1 protein-coding gene is annotated in these 872 nt (G+C 69.4%); it reads left to right on the top strand.

What is annotated here, in order from left to right; genetic code table 11:
* Positions 1-872 (top strand): cysteine desulfurase family protein (locus tag BQ7477_RS10775; protein ID WP_073983892.1); only part of this gene is annotated, 872 nt, incomplete at both ends.

The following is an 872-nucleotide window of genomic DNA, read 5'->3' on the forward strand; positions in this document are numbered from 1 at the left end:
CTGCGCGAGTGCGCCCTCGAGGCGTGGACCCGCGCCCAGCGTGACCTGGCCGCCACCCCCGGCAACCCCGCCGCCCTCCATTTCGGAGGGCGGCGGGCCCGTCGCATGCTCGACGATGCGCGCGAGCAAGTGGCCGTGACCCTGGGAGGTGACATCCACGAGGTGGTCTTCACGTCCGGTGCTACCGAGTCCGACGCCCTCGGCGTGATGGCTGGCGCCCGCGGCATGCGTGAGCGTGAGAGCAGCCGTGACCTCATTGTCGTCTCCGGCCTCGAACACGACGCAGTCGCCCACCAGCGCGAGGTCGCTGCGCGCGAAGGATTCGCCTGGGAGATTCTGCCCGTGGACGCGGGCGGTATGTCAGTCCTGCCCGTTGTCTCCGATGATGATGCGCCAGGAGCATGGGATGGGCGCATCGCCCTCGGATCCATGACACTGGTGTCCTCCGAGATCGGTACGATTCAGCCAGTCGCAGACTTCACAGCCCTCGTCCACGCCAGCGGAGGCCTCGTGCATTCCGACGCTGCCCAGGCGATCCCGACTCTGGACGTTTCCTTCTCGAATCTCGGTCTGGACCTCATGAGCGTCGGCGGACACAAGGTCGGCGCGCCCGCAGGCATCGGCGTCCTTCTCGCCCGGCGAGGCATCCCCATGACGACCGACCGCCCCGGCGGCGGACACGAGCGTTCGATACGATCGGGCACACCCGACGTTGCGGGAGCCTGCGCGCTCGCAGCTGCTCTCACCGAGGTGGTTGCCGAGCGCGCAGCCTTCGCTGCCCGCGCGCGCGGCTTGCGTGAGTACCTGCTGTCGCGCCTGCCCGGCGACGTGCGTGCGACGGTGGGGGAGTCGGCCTCGTCGAGTGCGATCAT

Origin of the sequence: Actinomyces bouchesdurhonensis, from assembly GCF_900128465.1 — a bacterium.
GTDB classification, from domain to species: Bacteria; Actinomycetota; Actinomycetes; order Actinomycetales; family Actinomycetaceae; genus Pauljensenia; species Pauljensenia bouchesdurhonensis.